At 42.6% G+C, this 21,725-nt stretch carries 15 protein-coding genes and 1 pseudogene; 8 read left to right on the top strand and 8 right to left on the bottom strand.

Annotated features, from left to right (window positions below; translation table 11 throughout):
• Window positions 1-208: 208 nt before the first annotated feature.
• The 4 genes from QUB06_RS26235 to QUB06_RS26220 form a co-directional block, all read right to left on the bottom strand.
• Entirely contained in the window at window positions 209-2,128 is a 1,920-nt protein-coding gene (locus QUB06_RS26235) for a relaxase/mobilization nuclease domain-containing protein (protein WP_333437779.1), read from the bottom strand.
• Between the two features lie 65 nt (window positions 2,129-2,193).
• Entirely contained in the window at window positions 2,194-2,595 is a 402-nt protein-coding gene (locus QUB06_RS26230; protein WP_333437778.1) for a plasmid mobilization protein, read from the bottom strand.
• A gap of 230 nt (window positions 2,596-2,825) precedes the next feature.
• Complete coding sequence (locus QUB06_RS26225; RefSeq protein WP_333437777.1) at window positions 2,826-2,984, bottom strand: hypothetical protein; 159 nt, start codon at window positions 2,982-2,984, stop codon at window positions 2,826-2,828.
• 1,298 nt (window positions 2,985-4,282) lie between these two features.
• Window positions 4,283-4,501 (bottom strand): hypothetical protein, encoded by a 219-nt coding sequence (locus tag QUB06_RS26220; protein ID WP_333437776.1) that lies wholly within the window; start codon window positions 4,499-4,501, stop codon window positions 4,283-4,285.
• A 79-nt stretch (window positions 4,502-4,580) separates the two neighbouring features.
• Between QUB06_RS26220 and QUB06_RS26215 the strand changes: the two genes are divergently transcribed.
• The gene (locus QUB06_RS26215) at window positions 4,581-4,739 is read left to right on the top strand and encodes a hypothetical protein (protein WP_333437775.1); all 159 of its coding nucleotides are present in this window, start codon (window positions 4,581-4,583) and stop codon (window positions 4,737-4,739) included.
• A gap of 61 nt (window positions 4,740-4,800) precedes the next feature.
• On the opposite strand, the gene QUB06_RS26210 is transcribed toward QUB06_RS26215, so the two are convergent.
• The 4 genes and pseudogenes from QUB06_RS26210 to QUB06_RS26195 all read right to left on the bottom strand — a co-directional run bounded on the left by QUB06_RS26210 (window position 4,801) and on the right by QUB06_RS26195 (window position 10,630).
• Window positions 4,801-5,043: a hypothetical protein gene (locus QUB06_RS26210; RefSeq protein WP_333437774.1), complete on the bottom strand. Its 243-nt coding sequence runs from the start codon at window positions 5,041-5,043 to the stop codon at window positions 4,801-4,803.
• Window positions 5,044-5,150: 107 nt separating this feature from the next.
• Entirely contained in the window at window positions 5,151-5,282 is a 132-nt protein-coding gene (locus QUB06_RS26205) for a hypothetical protein (protein ID WP_333437773.1), read from the bottom strand.
• Entirely contained in the window at window positions 5,276-8,680 is a 3,405-nt protein-coding gene (locus QUB06_RS26200; protein WP_333437772.1) for a plasmid replication protein, CyRepA1 family, read from the bottom strand. Before QUB06_RS26200 ends, QUB06_RS26205 begins: the two co-directional genes overlap by 7 nt.
• A gap of 1,178 nt (window positions 8,681-9,858) precedes the next feature.
• A pseudogene (locus QUB06_RS26195) lies at window positions 9,859-10,630 on the bottom strand (IS1 family transposase).
• A gap of 835 nt (window positions 10,631-11,465) precedes the next feature.
• Here QUB06_RS26195 and QUB06_RS26190 point away from each other — a divergent pair.
• From QUB06_RS26190 to QUB06_RS26160, 7 genes are all read left to right on the top strand, one after another.
• On the top strand, window positions 11,466-13,349 hold the full coding sequence (locus QUB06_RS26190; protein WP_333437771.1) for a fatty acyl-AMP ligase: 1,884 nt from the start codon (window positions 11,466-11,468) through the stop codon (window positions 13,347-13,349).
• Window positions 13,350-13,528: 179 nt separating this feature from the next.
• Entirely contained in the window at window positions 13,529-13,813 is a 285-nt protein-coding gene (locus tag QUB06_RS26185) for an acyl carrier protein (protein ID WP_333437770.1), read from the top strand.
• A 257-nt stretch (window positions 13,814-14,070) separates the two neighbouring features.
• Window positions 14,071-15,027: an acyl-CoA desaturase gene (locus QUB06_RS26180; RefSeq protein ID WP_333437769.1), complete on the top strand. Its 957-nt coding sequence runs from the start codon at window positions 14,071-14,073 to the stop codon at window positions 15,025-15,027.
• A 333-nt stretch (window positions 15,028-15,360) separates the two neighbouring features.
• Window positions 15,361-16,830 carry a thioester reductase domain-containing protein gene (locus QUB06_RS26175; protein WP_333437768.1) on the top strand — a complete coding sequence of 490 codons (1,470 nt, stop codon included), beginning with the start codon at window positions 15,361-15,363 and terminating at the stop codon, window positions 16,828-16,830.
• Window positions 16,831-16,883: 53 nt separating this feature from the next.
• A complete protein-coding gene (locus QUB06_RS26170) occupies window positions 16,884-19,754 on the top strand; it encodes an AMP-binding protein (RefSeq protein WP_333437767.1) in 2,871 nt (956 codons plus the stop codon).
• Window positions 19,751-20,458: an HAD family hydrolase gene (locus QUB06_RS26165; RefSeq protein ID WP_333437766.1), complete on the top strand. Its 708-nt coding sequence runs from the start codon at window positions 19,751-19,753 to the stop codon at window positions 20,456-20,458. Before QUB06_RS26170 ends, QUB06_RS26165 begins: the two co-directional genes overlap by 4 nt.
• Window positions 20,452-21,681 (top strand): alcohol dehydrogenase catalytic domain-containing protein, encoded by a 1,230-nt coding sequence (locus QUB06_RS26160; RefSeq protein ID WP_333437765.1) that lies wholly within the window; start codon window positions 20,452-20,454, stop codon window positions 21,679-21,681. Before QUB06_RS26165 ends, QUB06_RS26160 begins: the two co-directional genes overlap by 7 nt.
• The last annotated feature ends 44 nt before the right edge of the window (window positions 21,682-21,725 follow it).

The raw sequence follows: 21,725 nt of genomic DNA, 5'->3' as shown, positions 1-21,725 counted from the left end.
CGAATATTTGCCCAAATGGAATTATCGAGCCGTACCCCAACCTGAGTAATTCATTAAGTTATTTATTTTTCATTCCTAAGTTCATTCACCTGTGTGGCTGGCCCGCTCGGCAAGGCACATCGACGGCGCTCGCTATGTCTGCCGAGTGTCCGATAGTCTAAAAATTCCTCAGTTGCGTAAGTCGTATCAATTTTTAAAGCTGTAAAAGCTAATCCAGTTCGATGTCTTGAATGTGCTGTTTATGCTGTTGGTTATTTTGTTGGTGAGTTTGCTGTTCTTGTTCAATTAATTGTATCCAGATATCATTCCAACTTGACTGTGGAGTGGCAAGTTCTGCGTTCGGTAGCAGCGCGAGCGCATTTCGAGCGAGCATATAATCTTCTGCTATTGCTATAATAACGCTATCGAGTTCTTGTAAGAATTGTGTAGGCAGTTGTGAAACTCGTTCAATTCCTAGGTAAATTGTGGGTGGTGGTGTTGTAGAGTTATCCTGGTTATTTTCTTGTTCAATAAGCAAAATTGAAAGGGCTTCGATTGGGTTACAGGCAATCACAGCTCGCTCAATTTCTCCAGTAGTGGCTACCCAGAAAGCAGCTTCAGATGACAGGGGATGGGTTGTACTAAAGTTGCCTCTTTCATCGAGAACAAAAGCGAACTGGGCTTCTCCCTCAAGCGTCCGTGCTGTAAAGACAGCCTTTTCTGAGCCGGCATACAGCCAAGAATGAGAGTACAATAAATCGAGCAATTCTAAAGGTAAACTATACTCGACTGCTAGATGCGAGCGCACTTTTTGCCACTGAGTTTCATTCCTTTCTGGCAGGATTGACAGTTGTAACTCTAACTCATTCGCTGTTGTACTCGTTGCAGGTGCGGTTGTTTCTAGCTCAGATTGTGACGACTCTAACTCATTTGCTGTTGCAGGAATTGCAGGTGCGGTTGCTGCTAGCTCAGATTGTGACAACTCTAACTCATTTGCTGTTGCAGGAATTGCAGGTGCGCCTGCTGCTAACTCGGATTGTGACCACTCTAACTCATTTGCTGTTGCACTCGTTGCAGGTGCGCCTGCTACTAACTCGGATTGTGACGACTCTAACTCATTTGCTGTTGCACTCGTTGCATGTGTAGTTGTTTTTAGCTCAGATTGTGACAACTCTAACTCATTTGCTGTTGCACTCGTTGCAGGTACAGTTGCTGCTAACTCGGATTGTGACAACTCTAACTCATTTGCTGTTGCACTCGTTGCAGGTACAGTTGCTGCTAACTCAGATTGTGACAACTCTAGCTCATTTTCCTCTACCTCACTGGGGGCGATAGCTAAGTGTTGTGGCTGCATTAAAGCCTCAATTAGGGCGTTATCTCGCCCTTTGTCATAGCTAACGCCTCGATGCTTCTGCAATCCAGAAAAAGTGTAGGCTTTACCCAACTGAGTGCCACTTAAAGCGACTCCATCTAAATTGTAAGAAATGCCTTTACTGAAGCCAGTTCGAGTCAATCCGACTTGCACCTCTACGGCTTGTTGCTGCAACCGCTCAACGAATTCTGGCATACTTGGGTTGTCTTGGGTAACTTCATCAATTAGGTCTTGCAATTGCACCCTGACGCTCTTGTTTCCCTTGCTTTTTAATTGCCTGTGTTCTCCTGTAGTCTGAGCCCGCTTGTCTGTTTCCCAACTGGGTGTAACAGTTTCCAGGCTGTAGCTCCGTTCAAGCTGGCGAATAATTTCTTGGCTTTTGTAATAATCCCAGCTATCGTCAACAACACCTCCATCTAGGCAAATGCGACTGGCGACGATGTGAATGTGGTCGTGTTCTGTATCGCTGTGCTTGACAACTGCGTACTGGTTGTTGTCAAATTCCATCGCTTTCATGTAGTTGGCTGCGATTGCCAGCCAGCGCTGGTCATTTTCTTCAGAATCTTCTAGTTTTTCGGTGCTATCGACAGATAAAGTGGCGTGAAAAACTGCTACTTTCAGGTTAGGTCTTAGTTGTCGGGCGATGGCAAATTCAGCAGCGAGTTCTTCAGGAGTTTGTCCGCACATAGTACCGCCAATTAGAGCGGCATCTTTTTTGCCCAGCACGTAGTTCAGACAGCCCCGAAAGCCTGTACCTTTGATTTGTTTGCCAATCATAACCGAAAAGCCGTCAGTTGCACAGAATCCATTGCTCAGGCGGTAAAGCCGAGCCTTGTTAATAGTTAGCGTACTGTAGATTTGGCGAGCTTTGCAACTATTGTTTTAATTGCCTTCCCGTTTTCTCGAATGAGTTGGTGTACTCTTTCTAAGAGTCCTGTATTAACAACAACTGGTTCTCCCAATGCCACAGCACTATTGCAAGCTTTAGCCATCTGATTGAGGTTGTTTCCTGCAATTCTCAATTGGGCATCAATCTTGCATAAAACTTGATAGGCTTTTAAGTCAAATGCAGCTAGAGGGCGCGGTATGGCTCTCCTCAAAGCTGCACGGCGCATGAAGTCGCTCAGGCTCAAATTGACTTGCTCTGCTCTTGCTTTAATTTGATTGTAGTCAGAGTCAGTTAGGCGAATATGAATATGGTTGGATAGCAGCTCTCTAGGTTTGACGGACGGTAAAGTTTTCATAGTTTTTAATCAGTAAAAACCTCTTGCCAAGATACAAGTTAACAACTGTAATTAAAAACCGCTAGTCAGGTGATTTTATCCCCTCCTATTGGAGAGGGCTATTAGAGGGTTTATCAAAGTAGAGATTGACCCCTACGCAACTCTCAGTTTATTTAATTTTTGTGTATAAATTATAGCGAGTGAGGCGAGCGCACTGGAAGGACGATTAAACGTCTGACCGCGATAGCTGGCTAACAAGAGAGCGAGCAATGCGATCGATCGCTACCCAAGTGCGATGAGAAAGTTGTGGCAATTGAGGCCTGTGCTGCCACAAAAGCCGCCACAACAGCAGGAGCAATGTGAGCAATCGGCACAGTCGAATATCGGGTAAAAATTAAGCCCCTTGACATCTAGGATGCCCCATTCATAAGGGTGCATTATTTTTCGTCAGCACGCATTAATCATGGTTTGCGATCGCAAAAACATTGCTTGCTACCAAAACTAAACAGCTATAACCAGCCTCAACAAGCAAAGGCAGTCCTTCCACAAAAAAGCAGTAAAGGGACAGGAAAATGCAGGCATTTGCAAGATATTTTCGGGTAAATACAGGTAGAGTGCAGTTCCTGCAAATACCTGTAATCTTACTGATTTTATACTGCACTTGCCTGACTTTATACTGCAAATGCCTGTGTTGCGAGCGATCGCTACTTACAGTCGATGGCTATCGTGTTGGCAACTGTAAAAGTCAACGCATACTCCGCCCTTCGAGCGCTTGACCTTCGTCATTAACATTTCCTCGATCGTCCGATGTTTGAAATAAAGAAAAGTTGTTTCTTTTCTTCGATCGCAAATTATTCTCAGTCGTGAGAGGCCGAATAACCGAATAATTACGAAGGTCGGATGAAGGATTGCGAATTATTCGCTTCCTCCGGTTTAATTCAATCTTGTGCTCGAAGCTCCGTGACCTCCTACACACTCGGTTTACAGTAGCCGTGAGGAAACGACCGCTTGGTTTACAGCAGTCGTGAGGGAACAGCGGCTTGATTTACCGCAGTCGATCGACTCCCAACTATCAATGCTCGTTATAGTTCTCCACCTGATTAGTACAGGCAGTAATCTCTATTCATGGGGTGGATTATTTTTATGTCTGCACGCATTAGTCAGGGTTTGTGATCACAAAACCATTGCTTGTTACCGATAGAGAACAGCGAAAACCAGCCTCAACAAGCAAAGGCACGAACAGCACAAAAAAGCAGTAATTTGACCGAAAAAGTCAGGCATTTGCAGGATATTTTCAGGTAAATGCAGGTAAAGTGTACCCCCTGCAAATACCTGCACTTGCCTGACTTTATACTGCAAACGCCTGACTTTATACTGCAAATCCCTGACTTTAGGGCGCACAACGATTAGTGATTTTTTAGCGTTTTTAACAAAGACTGGATTGATTTAATAATCAAGTTGTTGCATCTGAATTGAATTAATAGTCAAGTTGCTGCATCTGAATTGAATTAATAGTCAAGTTGCTGCATCTGAATTGAATTAATAGTCAAGTTGCTGCATCTGAATTGAATTACAGCAAGCGTATCTTTTCGTTTGGTCACTCAACTCAAAACCTTGACGCACCTTTGCTTTCAATCTGCTTGTCACCCCGTCAACACCCCCCCTGGTGGATTCCACCTGATTATTGATTCGGTACTGAGACTCAGAATCACGCCTTCAACGAATTCTTTGACTTGCTCGCTGGCAGCAGCCGCTTCTCGCGTTTAGAGGGTGTAATTTCAGGAAGTTGATAGGCGGCCACCAGTCGCTGATTTAGGCGGCCAATTCCTCCCGCAACTCCCGTTTGCAAGCGAAGCAGCCGGCTGATGTCGATGATCGCGAGGGAATCGTTCGTCCGATAGCTAGCAAGAGCGCGATCGCCTTGCACTTAGGATTACCGCATTCATGAGGTGCATTATTTTTATTTAAAAATAGTAAATAAGGTTGTGTACGGACAAAAACATTGCTTGCTACTAACAAAGAACAGCAATAACCAGCCTCAACAAGCAAAGGCAGTCTCTGCACAAAAAAGCAGCAATTTGACCGAAAAAGTCAGGCGGAAAGCAGGATATTTTCCGGTAAATACAGGTAAAGTGCAGCCCCTGCAAATACCTGTATCTCACTGATTTTGTACTGCTTTCCGCCTGACTTTATACTGCAAATGCCTGACTTTAGGGCACACAAAAATTAGCTAATTTTTTGGGTGGCGGCTTTGATCGACGGTGCGGGGAGTTCGCTAAAATATTTTGGGCAACGCGCGACCAATTCCTGAAAATCTAGGAAGTGCCGATCGCCCACAACCCCCACTAATTCCGCCTCATCAAAGTCGCCACGGTCGATCGCCTGCTGCAAGTCACAATCAACACCCGCCGCTACACCGGGAGACTGCCAGCCAGTAGCTTCTAGAATCCGCCGTGCAAAACTCTGCACAATTGGCGGCGGGGCCAATAGTTCGCGGTATTGGGTTTGCTCTGATTCGGTAAGGTCGCGCCAGATTTGTGTGCGATCGGCGTGGCCCGATTCGCAGACTTTCTTGACTACTGCTGCGATGTGTGGGCTGTTGTGTGATCGTTGCTGGTAATTGCGGCGCGGATAAAGCCTAAGCACTCGGCGTGGGTGGCGGGATCTTGCTGTGCGGGCGATCGGGACTGTTGGGTAGGTTCTAGCATGATGCGTCCTCCCAGCGGATTTGATGCGGCCATGCCAGAGTCTCACCCCAGCCGCCAACTTGCTCTATCAGCATTCGCAACTGAGCGCCGTCTGTGGTGGCAAGGAATCTTGCCCGCACCCATTCCCGCCCCCAACGCAAAACCCATCCCAGCCTACCTTTACTTGTCGGTGGCCCCGTCTCTGCCGAAGCCTCGCCCGCCGTCGTATTTTCTGGGGTAGTTTCTGTCATAGATGGTTCTATTTGAGTATTAATAAAATCACAACCATCTATGACAGCATCTAGACTATATGGGGCGGAAGTTTCAGCCGATTTTGTAGCAGCCTTTTTAGCTTCGACTTTTTGACTCATTCTGGCCGCTGTCAGAGCAGAAAGTTCGTGCCAATTTTCGGGTAGGGAGCATACGCGGATGGGGCCTTTTTTTGTTAACTTTGTTGTGGCTTCAGGCTGGTAGTGGTAGGTATAAAGTCGATCTTTACCTTCCCCCCTGGTTTGCCGACTGATTAGCGACACGCCGATAAGTCTCAAAAGTCGGTTAACGTACTTGATGCCGCTCTTGCCGGGATTCCCTAATATTTTCGCGACATCCTTGTTTTTTCCCCATCTCAGCATTTCCTGTATTTCGGGGGATTTCTCCGACCAAGTGCGTTCGGGGTCTAAAAACTGCCTAAGCTTAAGCTCGCTAAGAGTCTTAAGCTTGAGCCAGCGGGAGCTATGGTCTGACAGCGAACTTTCCAGCTTTCCCGTCTCCCATTTGCTTCGCTGCAACAGTTCGGCTTCTTCTGAATTATTGAAGAGCCACGCTGTCTCTAGTTGCGTTAGGAGCGATCGGTCATCAAACCTGACCCGGTGTACAAATTGCCAATCCCAAAGTTCGCTATCCTCAATCCCCGGTAATTGGGTCTTAAGTCGGCATTTTTCCGCTTGGCATCTTTCGGGCCAGCTTGCTTTGTTACTGCGGGATATTTCCTGTGCTTCCTCTGGCGAGATATCAGGAGCCTCGAAAATTTCCTGTGCCTCTTTTTCCTTACAGAGAATTTTGTTTTCTATGTGCCTCCCTGATTCGTCAATCCCGATCAATGGGCGATCGACTTCGTACCCATCCGCCACTAAAGCTTGCACGAGAAATTCTCTCAGCTCAGACTTTTCTAAATTCTCCTGTGCTTCAAACTGACAATATGCTTGAAAAAGAGGATTTGAATATTGGCGCTCCAATTGGGCTTTGATATCCTCCATATATTCTTCAGAACTTAACAATCCCCTCTCAATGTCAATGTTGAATTGAATTTGAAGGCTCATTTGATTGGCGTAGTAAGAAGTGCGTTCGGCATTCTGAAGCCCGAAACTAGGGCAGAGAATTGAAATTTGATTAAGCGGATGCCTCACGCGCCGCAGCATCTGAATCAAGGAATTTACACCCAAAACCCCGCAGAATAAGCCAAACACATCGCTGCACCAGTCCAGAATGCTGATGTCGATGCCGTTCTCAAGGGTTGGAGTATAGATAATCCAAGCCGGATTATTTTTTTTAATCCAAGCATCTGGGTTAGTTTGGAATTCAACCTGATCGGGGTCTGTCGAGTTTTTGGAGCAAATAAGTAAGCCTTTGCCGTATCTTTCTGTAAGAGTCATGGCAAGCGCTTCAGCTTCAGACACCGAGAAATCGGTCGCAATTACCGGGCAACCTGAGTCTGCTATAAGGTTGATGAAATCCTGTTTTTCTGCGACTGTTGGTTTGGCGCTCTCGGTTTCAAAAACTCGGACTTTTGGGCAATTTCCCTTGTATTCGTTCAAATGCTTGATTACCCGCTTGTTCCCCGCAAGTTTCGCTATAGTCTCGACTGTGTAGTTAGTGAGATGGCCGTCTAGTAAAATAATTCTATCGGCGACGGGACAAGCCTGACTAAATCGATCTTTAATCGCTTCCCGATCTCGCTTTAAAGTGCTACTCATTAATAGATGTCTGAGAACACTTTCAGCCTCGTCAAGGATAATTGTGGCTCCCTCAAAAATCTCAGGAGGGAGCTTGAGCAAAGAGTCGAAACACAGGCATAATCTGGCGTTCGGGTCTTTGAACATTTGGTAACCGTTGTGTTCGTTGAGATGGTAAAACCCACATTTTTCGGCCGTTTGTAACAGAAGGCCGTTTCTGCTTCCTAACACGATGATTTTGCCTTCTGGGTTGCTGGCAATGATATCTTTGAGCCACTGAGTTTTCCCCGTGGCTAAGCCGCTAGCAATGCCCGTAATGGTGCCGGTGGCGGGTGCGGGGGCGTGAAAATAGCGCGAGTTAATGGTGCGATCTGGAGTATATTGCCGATTGCGTCGCCATTGGGCCTCAATCCTTAGCTTCTGGTATTCTTTAGCTCCCGATAGAAGTGCATCTACATCACCGCCTGCCACAGCAAAATCATCGAGCGCTTTGTGAGGGCCGGGGAGAAGGGCAATTTTGCAGGTAACGTTAGCAAAAAGTCGAGATGTGGTGCTGGCGGCTTTGAATTCTGGGGTCTCAAAACAATTCCCCTCGCGGTAGTCGAAGGTAAAAAATACGATACGTCCTTTCGTATCAAAAGGTTTGAGCGCTTCGTGCAGTTCGTGGGCAATTGCTTTTTGGTATTGCGTCCCGTCTTTTTTGGTTATGGTTTCGCCGCGCTCGGTTACTCGATAACCGGTTGTGATTCCTGGTAGGCCGATCGCCGCGTAACCGCGACTAATCAACGAAGCTGCTTTTTTCTCGCCTTCAGTGATGGCGATCGGGCAACCGCTACTCTCGACCCATTCCCAGAAACCTAATGCTTTTCCGCCAACTCCTACCACAGGGAATTCTGGCATGGGTAAACCAGCTTTTTCGGCTACTAATTGCCAGACTCGAACCGTAACAGCGGGGAAGAACAACTCTAAGGACTTTCCAGTTGGCTGAAAATAGCGACGCTCTTTGTTTTTTTCATCTAGCGCGATCGGGGCACCTGCTAGTTGTCGAAAGCGGCCGTTAGCAATCCAGCCAGCAGCAGCAGGGCCCGCAGGTCGAAAAATTCCTTTTGCCTTGATGTTTCCGTTTCTGGCATCCTCCGATGTTCCACAAAGATCGGAAAGGAGCCAGAATTTATTTTTGTAAAAATATCCTGCGTCGCCGATACACCGGGCAAGATTTCGAGCCGCTTCTAGGCTGCTGCCACCGTTACTATCGCTGTTGGTTGACTTGTCTTGATCGCGGTAAAGCTGGTCATAGACAGGGATTCCGATCCCTGGTTTGAAGTTCAGGCGGAAGATGTCGGGGGCGACTCCCGATCGAACCACAACATCGTCGTAGCAAAGTTTTTCTAGCCAATACTCGCCAAAATTATCTAAAATTGTTAACTCTTGACTAAAATTGTCTGAAATTGGTAAAAAGGTAGACATAGCGGGGTATTCCTTGAAGGTTGACCCGCTACACCCGATATAGAAGAGAGGCTATTTGCTGTTTACAGCTATTTCTAACTGTCAACAGTTTGTGATATGATGAAGATACTAATTTATTTTGTTTGCTGTGCCTCTCATCAGGTGCAGCGATTTTTTTTGCTTAAAACAAGTGGAAATAATGCCTGGAAGCTTTATGCTGCCAGACGTTATTTGTTATATACGTGGAAACTCGATTCATTTTTTTCATTTTCTGCTAATAACTCACAATGTTTTTCTGCGTGCCTGATTTAGAGTTTTAAGGTTTCCTTAATAAAGCCAGAACGAGATTTGGAGAAGTATGTGCCAGGACTCATTGCAATTGGCAATGAGTCCTGGCTTTAACCAAACTCCGATTTGTACCTTATTGTAAGCATAAAGCATACGATTTGTCTCGCATAACTGATCAGCTATGGAGAAGGCTCTCACAGATCCTAACCCCTGAAAGCCATATTCGATCAAGTCCAGAGGAAATGGGTTTTTTAAATTAAGTGGGGTTGTACGTGAGATCCACCTAAGATTCTAATATTTTTATTAAGTAAATAATAAAGTTAGTATCAAGCCAACAGCCATTGATTAAGATTTGTTACATATACACCTAAATCGGGTAGTTTATCGAGTTTTCGGCGTTACTCCTTCGCGCAAAAATTTTTTTTTGCGCGAAGGAGTAACGCATAAATAAAATATTAGGAGCCGATCACCCCAACATTACCCAACACTTGCTAGATCGCAGGCGTTGTGACAATCTCCCCCCACCGCTAATCGTCGAAATGACTGATTGCCACAAACTACGGAAACCAAATCACCTTTTATAGGCAAAGCCCCGTTTTACTTTAGCGCTGCTACAGGGTTGGTTTCCGTTGGTTCTTGGTGGTCGTCGGAGCGATCGGGCAGTGGGACTTTTGACTGAGTGAGTTTCCCGCCATATTTTCATAGCTTGCTGGCGTCCCTCCAAACTGGTGAGAGGCCGGCAGCCTCCGCAACAATTTCAACAACTGGCTGATGAACAAATATCGCCTCTTCCTTTCAACCTCACAAGGTAGCTACAACTGAGTGCTACGCTTAGTCATAACCGGGCGCTACGTTGTCAGCGGTGATTTGATGGCGTGGCGCTTACTCTCTATCTACTAATGGTAGTGCTTTTATGTAAAGGATGGAGAAAATTGAGGCGGTTGAACTTTCAGCATTCCTAATCTGATTTGGTGATTGTAGTCATGAATGAAGTTCCAAATAGCACCCTTGTGATTCTCCAACTTTTTAGAAAACGATAACGTCTTCCTGACTAATCGCGAAATTCGTTGCCTGAGAGTATTGTTCAATCGTTCCATGTAACTGGTTAATCCACTTTCCTTGCCGACAGACTTATGCCTTTTACTTGGTAAAACTACGGCATAGGCTTCCCAGTGATCGGTATAAATCTTGGCACTGCAGGCGATAGACACGGCTTGTAGTGAATCCCATAATGCTTGAGCCGACTTCGAGGAGCGGTCTCCAATATGACATCCGATCACTTCCCGAGTCTTGGTATCCATTGGTAACCAGACCCATTGTTTATTCCCTTTGATGTCTACTTCCATACCAGAGTTCATCCATTTGGACTGTGTGTTTTCCAATTTCTTTCGGGATGACCGTGGCTTTGAGTTCTATTGCACCGTACAAGTGGTTCACATAATGCAAGGAGCCAGAAGAGAGGAAACGCCCATGACTCGGGCAATACCAGCGAGGGAAATCCGCTCCAGCAGAAGTAACTCAATTTTTGCCAAAGTGTCGGTGTCTTTGGCTGTCCAAGTTCGGATTTTCGACAAATTGCCGACCACAGTCGCGACATTTGTGGTTTTGTTTTCCCCGACGAGTCATCCCATTTTTCATCACATCGTCAGAACCACAAGTGGGACAAATTAGATAGGGTTTCATGATGAGACTCCTCAAAAGACTGGACATAGAGGTATTATCCTCCATCCTTTACATAAAAGCACTACCGCTTCTTTGACGGGATGGCAATTCATTTTAGATGCCTTATCTGTAGCAGAAGTTTAGGAAATTAGTATTACCAAGGGGAGGGTTTGGGTGGGGTAAAAAATTTACGACTGATTTAGGATGGCTGTAGATAAATGCTGTTCCTCTTGACAACTACCTAAAGAGGTATGTTATATTGTCATTGTTCGTTACTTAGCTCATCTTTTTACTTCTATCTCATACCCCTTGTCATACCCCTTGCTCAACAAATTTCTCTATATAGAGTGAATAGCAACATTTAAGAGCTAAAAGTCCATAAACCTGACTTGCTCTGTGCTGATAGTCTTGCTCTGGGTTGACCAGTTTTGGCATAAGGCACAAAATTCAGTTGGCCAATGCACCTCACTTTGAGGGAGACGCTAAACTTTTAGCGCCATGATGATTAAGCCGCCGGATACCTTCTGACAACCATAATAGAGAAAATGAATCACGATAAAGCCATCGAAGAGCTACAGCTATCCCACGATCAAACGCAGATTGCTTTTATCTAAAATTCTGTACCCGACTTTAATAAGCATCAAATTAGATTCTCAAGCATCTACCCTGTCAAATATGGTCAAGAGGAAGGCCTTAAAAAAGAGCCACTGAATCTAATCCAGAACCATATAAATACTACGTTATTGATCACTTTGAATGAAAGACTAATTTATCGAAAATTAGTTACTAATGAGCCTTTTTATTTATTGAGTAGGCTTTTGTACCCATTTCTTTTTTCTAGAGCGCAGGATAATCAATGTCTATTTCTTCCAGCTTGCCATCCCTTACAAAATTAAAATTCGCTAATTTAATTGAGCTCTTACAATATAGGAGTTTATATCAACCACATCAAACTGGGTTTCTATTTCTTAAAGATGGGGAAACAGAAGAAGCTAGTTTAACCTATCAAAGGTTAGACCAACAAGCACAGAGTATTGCTACTATGCTTCAATCAGCACAAGCACATGGAGAGCGCGTCTTGTTGCTACATCCACCTAGCCTAGAATTTATTAGCGCATTTTTGGGCTGTTTATATGCAGGAGCGATCGCTGTTCCAGTTTATCCACCTCGGCACAATCAATCCATCAGTAGGTTACAATCTATTATCAAGGATTGTCAGCCTAAATTTGCTCTGACGACCTATGCTCAGCTAACTTATATCCAAGAAAAATTTAGGAACCAAAACGCGCTAACAGGATTAAAATGGCTGGCTACAGATACCGTAGATATTAGTTTAGCTAAAGACTGGCAACCCATCAAAATTAATAACGATCAGCTTGCATTTCTGCAATATACTTCTGGCTCAACAGGTACACCTAAAGGTGTAATGGTGAGTCATAAAAATTTGCTGCAAAATTCAGAACTGATCTATCGGAGTTCTAGGCACTCTTCAGATAGGGTAGCAGTAAGCTGGCTTCCTCAATATCACGACATGGGGCTAATTGGTGGCATAATTCAGCCTCTTTATGGTGGTTTTCCTGTGATTTTAATGTCGCCCGTTTCTTTCTTGCAGAAACCTTTACGTTGGCTACAAGCAATTTCGGATTATCAAGCTACCAGTAGCGGCGGCCCTAATTTTAGTTATGAATTGTGTGTACAGAGGATTAAACCCGAACAAAAAGCTAACCTTGACTTGAGTAGCTGGAATCTGGCATACAATGGTGCAGAACCAATTCGGGCACACAGTTTAGAAAAATTTGCCGAGGCCTTTGCAGATTGTGGGTTTCGGATAGAAGCCTTTTATCCCTGTTACGGTATGGCAGAATCTACCCTGTTTGTCACAGGTGGAACAAAAGCTAAACTTCCTGTAATGCAGGCTGTAGATGCAAATGCTTTAGAACAAAACCGAGTTATTGCTGCCATTGATGGTCAAGTAAAAGTTCGTAAACTTGTAAGCTGTGGTTATACTTGGGGGGATCAAAAGATCATAATTGTTGATCCGGAAACTCAACTGAAGCTCGCTGATAGACAAGTAGGAGAAATTTGGACTTCAGGTGGTAGTGTAGCCCAGGGATATTGGAATAAACCAGAACAAACTGCACAAACTTTTCAGGTATACTTAGCAGATACAGGTGCAGGGCCGTTTCTACGAACTGGGGATTTAGGTTTTTGGCAAGATGAAGAACTTTTTATTACAGGCAGACTTAAGGATGTGATTATCATTCGAGGTTGTAATCACTATCCCCAAGATATTGAATTAACAGTAGAACAAAGCCATTTTGCACTCCTTAAACCTGGTTGCACAGCTGCCTTTGCAGTAGAAATAGATGAGAAAGAACAGTTAGTAGTGGTGGCTGAAGTTGAACGCAAATATCGCGATCATCGCCAGCAACAACCCACACTATCTACAACCATTGATCGCAGAAGTTCGTCAGAGCACTACCAAGAGCAAATCGAGTCCACTGCTGTTGCTGAACAACCTACACCATTTGATTCTTATGCAGTAGTTATAGCTTCTATTCGTGAAGCAGTAGCTACTCATCATGGATTGCAAGTTTATGCAGTTTTGTTACTTAAGAGGGGAACTATACCCAAAACTTCTAGCGGTAAAATCCAGCGCTATGCCTGCCGTGCCGGATTCTTAACTGGAACGCTTCAGGTAGCTGGTTCTAGCAGTACAGGTAACAAACAAGTACCTTAATATATTTTCTCCGAGGTAAATAAAATGTCATTTGATTCTTGTTAAATCTCTTACATCATGATATGATTAAAGCTAAGCTGTCTAAAAAAGTTAGTTAATAATAAAATAATTTTTTTAAAAAGCTGGAAAAATAAAGCCACCAAAACTGAACAAAATAAACTATAATTGGAAAAGCTCAAATGGTTGAAATAAACAAAAATACATCTAGACAAAGTTTAACAACAGGTGAGATTGAAGCTTGGCTAGTTACTTATATAAGTCAGTTATTTTCAATCTCTTCTAATGAAATAGATGTTAATTTGGATATAAAAAGGTATGGATTAGATTCATCATCTGCAATCGCTTTGCTTTCAGATTTGAGTGAATATATTAGGTATGAGCTTAATCCAGAATTGCTGCTTGACTATCCAACAATTAAAGCTATAGCTAATTATTGCGCCGGAATTGAAGAAGTAATATTATGATTGAGTTAATCGTAATCAATTTTTAGATTCAATTAATCAATTAAAAGTTATTTTTAAGTAATAAAGATATGATTGACTATCTTAGATATTTAGAAATAAACATTCAATCTATATGATATGATCAGTAATAAGCAAGATAAATTTTTTGGTGTATTACTAGCTGCTATCGCTCTACTGAATATTCAAAAAAAGAGATTAATAGCAGATTTCTTGATTCGTGATACACTCAATCAAATTTATTAAAAAGGTGTGCAGTTATGGATGTGAATACAAGTCCGTTCGCAAGCGAAAAGATTAAGGTCAGGGAGTATATTTCTAGTCCTTCCATCCAAAGAGTTAAGCGATTGTATGTTGCAACGATTAGCTTGGCGACGATCTCAGGTTGTTTAATTGGGATCTTTCAATTGTGTACTACTGGGATTGGTTACTTAGAGGTAAGTCTACTACTACTGATGACAGCAATTACAGGAAGTGGGATTACAGTAGGTTTCCATCGGTTTTTTACCCACAAAACTTTTGATGCTCACCCAATCATCCAAATTCTACTAGCAGTTTTTGGCTCAATGGCTGGCGAGGGGTCACTCATTGCTTGGGTTTCTGTTCATCGCTGCCACCATCAATACACTGATGTCTTGGGTGATCCGCATTCTCCGCACTTGCACGGGGAAGGACGTTGGCAGAAACTTTTAGGATTATGGCACGCTCATATTGGTTGGATGCTCAATGATCAGCTTCCGAATTCTTTTGTTTTTGCCAAAGATTTGTACCGTGACCCAGTAATGGTCAAAATTAATAATCTATACCCGTTTTGGATTTTGCTGGGGATTGCCATTCCCACTTTTTTAGGAGGAATATATACTTGGAGTTGGTCTGGTGCATTTGCTGGATTTATTTGGGGCGGACTGGTGCGCCTTTTCTTCTCCTTTAATGGTGGTTATTTGATTAATTCTATTGCTCACTATTGTGGCAATAGAATGTTTGAGACCCGCGATCACAGTACCAACAATATCTGGCTTGCTATTCCTACTTTTGGGGAAGGATGGCATAACAATCACCACGCTTTTCCAGGTAGTGCTAAATTTGGGCTAAAGTGGTGGCAAATTGATTTAGGTTACTGGGTTATTTGGACACTCAAAGCAATTGGGTTAGTTGGGAATGTCAAACTTCCCACACCCGAAATGATAGTTGCAAAAAAAGCTGATGTCATCTTTTAAATAACTTAGGAAGGAAATAATCCTGACGGGGTGACATAAAATGCTAGGATGTAGATGATATAGCCTTTCTCAAAAAAGTGAGGTACGAATTTTGACCTAGAAAGCTTGACGACCTAGAAAGCCTGACAATACAGGGTTTCTTTATACCTTATTTATCTGAGAACTGCTATAATCATATATCAAGACTTAATTGAAAATTGGAGCGTCTTAGATATTTAGAAACACCCCCCCCAATCTACAGAATCAGTAATAAGTAACAAAATCCTGCTAAAATTTATTATTTTATTACTGATTGCTCTAGGCTTACTGAGTATTTAAACGAGGAAATTAAGGATGGATTTTTTGATGCGCGATACACTCAATCAAATTTATCAAAAAGGTGTACATCTATGGATTGCCAATGACCAACTTGGTGTCCGTGCGCCTCAAGGTATCCTCACACCAAACTTAAAAATTTGGCTGCAAGAGCATAAATCAGAAATAATTGTTTGGCTAAAGGACAACCCCAATATCAGCAATCAAAACTGCATTAATTTAGATTTAGAGGCTACTCTTGCTCCCGATATTTATCCCCAAGAAAAAATTTCTCCAGTTGAATTTTTACCTAAAACTATCTTGCTCACAGGTGCAACAGGTTTTTTAGGAGCTTTTTTGCTGCGAGATATTTTGGCACAAACGCAAGCAGATATTTACTGTTTAGTTCGAGCTAAAGATAGACAATCTGGTGCTAAACGCTTACAAGAAAATTTGGAATATTATGGGATATGGCAAAAAGAATTTAAAGCGCGAATTATTCCTCTATTAGGAGACTTAGCACAGCCACAATTTGGTTTAAGCAGCGAAGAATATCAAGCTTTGGCTAGGGAAATTGATACTATTTACCACAGTGCGGCTTTCCTCAATTGGGTTTATCCCTATTCTGCTTTGAAAGGAAGTAATGTGTTAGGAACGCAGGAAGTATTAAGACTAGCTTGTTGTCACAAAGTTAAGCCAGTTCATTATGTTTCTACTGTGGCTGTATTTGAATCAACTGCTTATGGGGAACAGATAGTAGCAGAAGCAGATCGACCAACTCATAGTCAAGGAATATACTTAGGCTATTCACAAAGTAAATGGGTAGCAGAAAGGTTAGTTCTAGAAGCAAGCGATCGCGGTTTACCAGTTTGTATTTATCGTGCCCCATTCATTTCAGGAGATAGCCATACAGGAAGCTGGTTTACAGATGATTTTATCTGTCGCTTATTCAAAGGATGCCTGCAAATGGGAACGATTCCAGATTTAGATTACTTAGTAGAAATGTCTCCCGTTGATTATATTAGTCAAGCAATTATTTATCTTTCCGCTCAGCCGCAATTTTCGGGTCGAACATTTCATTTAATGAATCCTCATCCGTTTCATTTGAGTCAACTGGGAAATTGGTTAAATAACTTTGGTTATGCAGTTAAATCGATTCCTTACTCTGAATGGTTAGCCCAACTAGAAACTATTCCGTTGCAAGAAAATAACCCTCTCAAATCTTTATTACCATTTTTCAGTAAATCTTGGCTTGAGCCAAAATTAACGCTGCCTGAGCTATACCAGCAAAATTTTAAACCTCGATTCAATTGTCAAGCTACACTCGCAGCATTATCAGAAAGTGATATTGTTTGCCCTCCACTCAATAGCACCCTATTAAACACTTACTTTAAGTATTTCATAAACACAAAATTTCTTCCTCCACCTCCTGACACAAAAGTTCATTTGGACTTAAACTTTCTGACCAAACACCAAAACCAATCATCACTAAAACCAGCAGTATTATAAATTAGCTCCATAGACTTAGACATTTGATTGTAAAACGTTAAAGGAAACAAACCATGACTGCGTTTTTAAATGATAGCCTCGATATTAAATCTCAGTGTTCCACATTTTGCGAAATATTACGTTTTCGAGCCTTAAAACAGCCAGATAAAACTGCTTTCACATTTTTGCAAAGTGGAGGAATTGAGTCACATAAGTTGACTTATCAAATGCTTGATACTAAAGCTAGAGCGATCGCATCTCAACTATTACAAACTGTTAAACCAGGCGATCGCGCTTTAATGCTTTATCCTCCTGGACTAGAATTTATCAGTGCTTTTTTTGGTTGCCTGTATGCGGGAGTAATTGCGGTTCCAGCCTATCCTCCCAAAGCTAAAAATAATCTGCATCGCTTACAAGCAATAATTGCCGATGCTCAAGCAGTGATCACCCTCACTCCTAGCACTCTCCTCCCCCAACTCCAAGAAAAATGGGAAAAAGATCCTACTGTTGATAGCATCAAGTGGTTAGCTACCGATACTGTTGACGAAAACTTTGCTCAAGATTGGTATTTACCGAATATTAGCAGTAATTCCTTAGCCTTTCTACAATATACTTCCGGTTCTACTGGCAAGCCTAAAGGTGTAATGGTCACACATAGTAATCTGCTGAGTAATGAACGTGCCATTGAAAAAGCCTTTGGTCATGGAGATGACACAATCTTAGTGGCATGGTTGCCCTTATTCCATGATATGGGTTTAGTTGGGAACGTCTTGCAACCCTTGTACTTAGGAATACCTTGCCATCTCATGTCTCCCGTAGATTTTGTGCAAAAACCATTCCGATGGTTAGAGGCTATTTCCCGCTATCGTGCTACAACTAGCGGTGGCCCAAATTTTGCCTATGATTTGTGTTTACGTAAGATTACTGCTGAACAAATAGCAACTTTAGATTTAAGTTGTTGGCAACTAGCTTTTAGTGGCGCAGAACCAGTACGCGCAGAAACTATCGAAAAATTTAGTGAAACCTTTGCTCATCGCGGTTTTCGCAAAGAAGCTTTTTATCCTTGTTACGGTATGGCTGAAGCCACCTTATTTATTACCGGAGGATTAAAAACTCATCCTCCCATAATTGGCCAATTTGAAGCCAATGCTCTGACTGAAAATGAAATAGTTAAAGTTAATAACCTAGGAGAAAATACCCGCAGCATAGTTGGTTGTGGACAACCTGGGCTAGATCACAAAGTAATTGTTGTTGATCCAGACACCTTAACTCAAAATCTCCCGGCAAAAGTTGGGGAAATCTGGGTATCGGGGTCTAGTGTCGCTCAAGGATATTGGCAACGACCTCAACAAACCGCAGAAACTTTTCAAGCTTTCTTAGCAGATACTAGAGAAGGGCCATTTCTGCGTACAGGTGACTTAGGATTTCTGATGGATAATGAATTATTTGTTACAGGTAGACTCAAAGATGTAATTATTATTCGCGGTCGTAACTATTATCCCCACGATATTGAATTAACTGTAGAAAAAAGTCACCAGGCAATTAGACGGCCTGGTTGTTGTGCTGCCTTTGCCATAGAGGTAGATGGGGAAGAAAGGTTAGTAGTAGTCGCAGAAATAGATCGTCGTTATCACAGTCACCGCCAACAGAAAACTAACCCACCAACCTCAGAAATATTAGAACACCGCAAATTAGGTAAGCGTCGTCAAGTTGATGTCGATGTCACCTCTATGGCTTCATTAGGTGAACCATTAAGTATTGACACAGTAATTAGTAGCATTCGCCAAGCGATCGCTGAAGAATATCAATTACAACTTCATGCTCTATGTTTGCTAAAAATTGGCTCTATTCCTAGAACTTCGAGCGGAAAAATACAGCGTTATGCTTGCAAAAACGCTGTATTAAATAATAGTTTAGATGTTGTTGGTGTATGGCAAAGCGATCCAAAAAATGAGTCAAAAACTTCCAGCCGAGAGCCTCAAAAATCAGAAATATCACAAGCTCAAGCTCCTATCCAAACTTGGTTAATTTGGCAAATAGCACAGTATCTTAAACTCAGACCCGAAGAAATTGATATTCAAGCTCCTTTAACCTGCTATGGTTTAGATTCAATACAAGCAGTTAGTATTATTGCTAGTTTAGAAGAGCAGTTAAATCTTCAGTTAACTCCTGATTTGTTAGATATTTATCCCTCTATTGTCCAGTTAAGTAAATATTTATCCGATCGCACTGCTACTACTAACAGTAGCCCCGTTGCTAACTATTTCCATCAACCAACTGCCGCCAAACTGGTTTGGAATGGTACCCGCATCTTCTATAATCGCTGGTTACAAATGGAAGTTCAAGGATTAGCTAATATCCCGCAAAATCAACCTTATCTATTAGCCGCTAATCATACCAGTCATTTAGATAGTGGAGCAGTGATAGTTGCATTGGGAGAACAGGTTGATAATGTCGCTGTATTAAGCGCACAAGATTATTTTTTTAATACACCTTTAAAAGGATGGTTGTTTAAAACCTTTTTAAACCTCATTCCTTTTGATCGCCAGAAAAACTTTCTAGCAGCTTTACGGGAGTGTCAAAGTAGAATATCTCCGCGCAACCCAATCTTAATTTTTCCCGAAGGAACTCGCTCAATTACTGGAGATTTACAGCCATTTCAAGCAGGTTTAGGATTACTGGCATTGAAATTAAATATCCCCCTTATTCCTGTCAATATTCAAGGAACTTTTGAAGTATTGCCAAAAGGTAAAATATTACCTCGCAAACATCCCATCCGTGTTACTTTTGGCGCACCTTTACCCATATTTCTTTATCAAGCGAAGCTCGGAACAATCGCAGAACGGGAGATTTGTGACAAAATTTGCCAAGATGTACAATGTGCAGTAGAAAAATTAGGATCTCAGCTTTCTCATCCCCATCAGCAGGGAGGAACTAGAATATGAATACTGCCGCCTTTTTTGATCTAGACGGAACATTACTTAAGTCTAATATTGTTGAATACTACCTATATCTAGCCTCACAGGGACTTTCTGGAGTGCAACGTTGGGGGCTGACTCTGCAATTGTGGCTGAAAGCACCCTATTACATAATGCTAGATCGGTGGGATCGCGATCGCTTTAATCGCACTTTTTATCGTAATTATCGCAGCATGGAATTTGCAAATTGCCAAAAGTGGAGTCAAACACAATTTGTTAATAAAATTCGTCCGGCTCTTTTCCCGACAGCCCTAGAGTGTATTACCAAACATCAAGCCGCAGGTCGGCAAATAATTTTCGTTACAGGTTCGTTAGATTTTATTGTTGCACCCATAACAGAATTTATCGGTGCAGATGCAATGCTCACCGCTAGTTTACAGATAGATCAAGGAAAATTTACAGGTGAAATGTTATCGCCACCTGTAGCAGGAGAAGAAAAAGCGAGAATGATGCAATCATTAGCATTAGCAAGAGGCATTGATTTAACTGCTAGTTATGCCTATGCTGATAGTTTCGCCGATTTGCCTATGCTACAAGCTGTTGGGCATCCAGTGGCAGTTAATCCTGATGCTAGATTGCAAAAAATCGCTCAAAAATCCGGTTGGGCGATCGCAGATTGGAAATTAGACCCCATTAATATTAGTAGTCAGGAGGCTAAACTCCAATGTTAGCCATCCGCTACGTCAAAAGCATTCCCCGTTACCTGATGGTGCGTTCTCTAGCACCTTATTGGCAGGACGTGAGTACAGGGGCATTATCTTGTATTGAATTGGCAGAAATACCTGTTCCTGCCTTGCCTAATGCAGAATGGGTGAGAATTTCTCCCCGTTTAAGTGGGATCTGTGGTTCTGATTTATCCACAATTCAAGCTCAAGGTAGTCCTTACTTATCTCCCTTTGTCTCCTGTCCATTTGTGTTTGGTCACGAAATTGTGGGAACGGTGGCTGAAATCGGGGCAAAAGTAACAGGAATTGCCCTTGGCGATCGCGTAGTTATTGAACCTGCCCTGAGTTGTCGAATCCGAGGCATAGAACCAACTTGCCGCCAATGTCAGCAAGAAAATTATGGCACTTGTGAAAACCTAACCCAAGGACACATTGCCCCAGGATTGCAAACAGGTTATTGCCAGAGTACGGGGGGCGGTTGGAGTTCTGCTTTAGTAGCCCATCAGTTACAGATTTACCCAGTACCGGAAACTTTGAGTGATGAAGAAGCAGTATTAATGGAGCCCTTTAGCTGTGCCATTCATGCAGTTTTAAAAGTAATGCCCACAGCCCCGCAAACTGTGCTAGTGATTGGTTGCGGTCTAATTGGTTTATTAACCATTGCTGCCTTGCGGAGTTTGGGATTTGAGGGTAAATTATTAGTGATTGCTAAATATCCTCACCAAGCTGAACTGGCTAAAACTTTAGGGGCTGACCAAATTTTTCCAACTGATAAACTGCTTTACACTCAATTACGTCAAGCCTTAGATTGCCAAATCTTCTATCCTGAACTCGGTAAACCCGTACTTACAGGCGGTGCAGATTGCTCATTTGATTGTGTGGCCAGCAGCACCAGTATAGATGATGCTTTGCGGTTTACACGATCGCAAGGAAATGTTATCTTAGTGGGTATGCCTAGTATACCTCAAGGGATTGATTGGACGGCAATTTGGTTTAAAGAATTGCATATTAGAGGATCATACGCCTATGGTTTAGAAACTTATCAAGGAGCAAAAATGCGAACTTTCGATCTCGCCATTAAAATAATCCAACAACAAAGTGGTTTACTATCTCGTTTAGTTACAGGTCACTACCCGTTACAAAAGTATCAAACGGCTTTACACGCTGCGATGAATCCAGGTAAATCTAAAGCCATCAAAACTGTTTTTGATTTGCGAAATCAGGAGTAAGCCTTTTCGTTTGTTACGGCTCAACCGTTAAAATCTTTTAATTT

Origin of the sequence: Microcoleus sp. D2_18a_D3 (assembly GCF_036702455.1) — a bacterium.
Taxonomy (GTDB): domain Bacteria; phylum Cyanobacteriota; class Cyanobacteriia; order Cyanobacteriales; family Microcoleaceae; genus Microcoleus.
The sequence above is the reverse complement of the archived record's forward strand: the minus strand, read 5'-3'. Positions and strand labels throughout refer to the sequence as shown.

Bases quoted from the DNA above. Each gene is read 5' to 3' on its own strand.
- QUB06_RS26200 (WP_333437772.1), bottom strand. From the start codon at position 8,680: ATGTCTACCTTTTTACCAATTTCAGACAATTTTAGTCAAGAGTTAACA.
- QUB06_RS26170 (WP_333437767.1), top strand. From the start codon at position 16,884: ATGACTGCGTTTTTAAATGATAGCCTCGATATTAAATCTCAGTGTTCC.
- QUB06_RS26180 (WP_333437769.1), top strand. From the start codon at position 14,071: ATGGATGTGAATACAAGTCCGTTCGCAAGCGAAAAGATTAAGGTCAGG.
- QUB06_RS26165 (WP_333437766.1), top strand. From the start codon at position 19,751: ATGAATACTGCCGCCTTTTTTGATCTAGACGGAACATTACTTAAGTCT.
- QUB06_RS26190 (WP_333437771.1), top strand. From the start codon at position 11,466: ATGTCTATTTCTTCCAGCTTGCCATCCCTTACAAAATTAAAATTCGCT.
- QUB06_RS26185 (WP_333437770.1), top strand. From the start codon at position 13,529: ATGGTTGAAATAAACAAAAATACATCTAGACAAAGTTTAACAACAGGT.
- QUB06_RS26175 (WP_333437768.1), top strand. From the start codon at position 15,361: ATGGATTTTTTGATGCGCGATACACTCAATCAAATTTATCAAAAAGGT.
- QUB06_RS26225 (WP_333437777.1), bottom strand. From the start codon at position 2,984: ATGTCAAGGGGCTTAATTTTTACCCGATATTCGACTGTGCCGATTGCT.
- QUB06_RS26235 (WP_333437779.1), bottom strand. From the start codon at position 2,128: ATGATTGGCAAACAAATCAAAGGTACAGGCTTTCGGGGCTGTCTGAAC.
- QUB06_RS26205 (WP_333437773.1), bottom strand. From the start codon at position 5,282: ATGCTAGAACCTACCCAACAGTCCCGATCGCCCGCACAGCAAGATCCC.
- QUB06_RS26230 (WP_333437778.1), bottom strand. From the start codon at position 2,595: ATGAAAACTTTACCGTCCGTCAAACCTAGAGAGCTGCTATCCAACCAT.
- QUB06_RS26160 (WP_333437765.1), top strand. From the start codon at position 20,452: ATGTTAGCCATCCGCTACGTCAAAAGCATTCCCCGTTACCTGATGGTG.